The sequence below is a fragment of the Paenisporosarcina sp. P4_D4 genome, assembly GCF_056401835.1.
This window is the reverse complement of record NZ_JBFUIO010000223.1, coordinates 1-2423: the sequence shown is the minus strand read 5'-3', so window position 1 is coordinate 2423 and position 2423 is coordinate 1. Positions and strand designations below refer to the sequence as shown.

At 37.5% G+C, this 2423-nt stretch carries 1 protein-coding gene; it reads left to right on the top strand.

The annotated features are described in order from the left end of the window. Nucleotides 1-352: 352 nt before the first annotated feature. Nucleotides 353-2423 (top strand): type I restriction-modification system endonuclease (gene hsdR, locus AC1DSL_RS17325; protein ID WP_477533174.1); only part of this gene is annotated, 2071 nt, incomplete at its 3' end.

Sequence of the window (2423 nt, the reverse complement as noted above, 5' to 3'; positions counted from 1 at the left end):
TCTCTGGAGTTTGGTCTAGAAGCCACTTTATTCCGAGGTCTGGATATGAATTGTCTTCAACCAACACTTTGTTCCATGATGAGATAACCCCCAATTAGTACTTCGAAATTTATACCACCTTAACTCACAAATTCCTTGTTAATTCACCGATACAAGAAGGATATTTATCACGTTTCTACTGTGTAAAACAGCCTGTTTTCAAGGTGTTTTCTGCGAAATCTCGATTAGTTTTTTGCTGCCGAAATTGGGTAGGTACGAATATGCGATGGTAATAAATACCTTTAAGTTTATTGATTTCTGGATGGTTATAGTATAATTAGAATATTTAATCTTGCAGAAAATGGTGATGTCAATGTCAAGCAACTTTGCATTTTTCATAGGCAAATGGGATGTACTTGCTAACTTAGGAGAGACAGCGGAGAAAAATTTATATCATGATCCTCATACTACGATAATGAAGCTTCGTTTGTTTGGAGAAACATTGTCGAAGTTTATTCTTGCATCGGAAAATATTCAAGAATTATATGGAACTACACAAGTTGAACGTATTAACAAATTACTCCGTGAGGGCTTAGTTGATCCAGAGTTATTTGAAATATTTGAGACACTACGTCGCAAAGGAAATCAAGCGATGCATGAAGCGGATTTTGGAAGAATTGAAGAGGCTAAGGCAGTGTTGCATTTAGCATTTCGGTTATCCATTTGGTTCATGGAAGTATACGGTGATTGGAACTTCCAAGCACTTGAATATACAGAACCGCAACTACAAACCGAAATCGATACAACTAAGCTTCAACGAGACTATGAAGATAAAGTACAAAAACTTGAAGAGGAATTAGACTTAATTCGTAAGCAAGCAGAATCTGAACAACCAGATGTAAAGGAAGAGCGAAAGAAAATTTCGAAAAACTTTATGCGTAGTCAGCGATTAACAGAAGCTGAAACTCGAACCATCATTGATGAAAAATTAAGAGCAGTAGGTTGGGAAGCTGATACGCCGACTCTTAATCATCAGAAGAATGGGACTTTACCTGTAAAAAATCGAAACATGGCAATAGCAGAATGGAAGGTTAGTGGAGGTCGTGTTGATTACGCATTGTTTATTGGACTGCAGCTTGTTGGCTTAATTGAAGCAAAAGCAACACATAAAAACATTCCATCTGCACTAGATAGCCAGACGAAAGTATATGCGAAAAACGTTGTTCAAATAGAGAATGAGACACTTCATCCTTCAAGAGGCGAATATAAAACACCATTTTTATATGCAACAAATGGGAGACCATACCTAAAGCAACTACAAGAAGAGTCTGGTATTTGGTTTTGGGATGCTCGGAAACCTTTAAATCATGCACGTCCACTCGAAGGCTGGCATTCTCCTCAAGATTTGCAACTATTGCTTAGTCAAGATGACCGAGAAGCGAACAAAATTCTTGAGAATGAAGATATTACTAAATTCGGCTTACGTCATTATCAACAAAGTGCAGTACTTGAAGCAGAGAGAGCTTTGCAAGAAGGTAATCGAAAGATGCTGATTGCCATGGCAACAGGAACGGGGAAGACTCGTACCGCTATTGCTCTTATGTATCGTTTAATCAAGTCTAAAAAGTGTCGTCGAATTCTCTTTCTAGTTGACCGTAAGTCCTTAGGAAAACAGACTGAGGATGTGTTAAAAGACACAAAAATTGAAGGATACTCCTTCTCTGATATATATGACGTTAAATCCTTAGAAGATATGACACCTGAGATTGCCACCAAAGTGCAAATTGCTACAGTCCAAGGAATGGTGAAAAGACTGTTTTTTAATAATAATGGAAATCCCCCCAGCGTTGGACAATATGACTTCATTATTGTAGATGAAGCGCATCGTGGGTACACCATCGATCGTGAGATGTCTGATGAAGAACTGTTATTCAGTGATCAAGAAGATTATATAAGTCAATATCGTCGGGTTATCGATTATTTTGATGCATCATGTTTAGCACTTACAGCGACTCCAGCTCTTCATACGACTGAAATATTTGGAATGCCAATATTCAAGTACTCTTATAGCGAAGCKGTGTTAGATGGTTACTTAGTGGATCATGAACCCCCATATTTGTTCAAAACAGAACTAGCAGAAGCGGGAATTGCCTTTGAAAAAGATGATGAAGTTGAATATTATGATGTCGATAGTGGTGAAGTTCAACTTGAAAAGGTAGAGGATACTCTCCATTTTGATGTKGAGCAATTTAATAAACGGGTAATTACCGAATCGTTTAACCAAGTAGTGTTAAATAAACTCACTGAATACGTTGATCCAACAGGAAAAGAAAAAACCTTAATTTTTGCTGCAAGCAATGATCATGCTGATCTAGTTGTACGGTTATTGAAAAAGGCTTATAAAGATCGTGGTGATGAAGTCGAGGATGATGCAATTGTAAAAA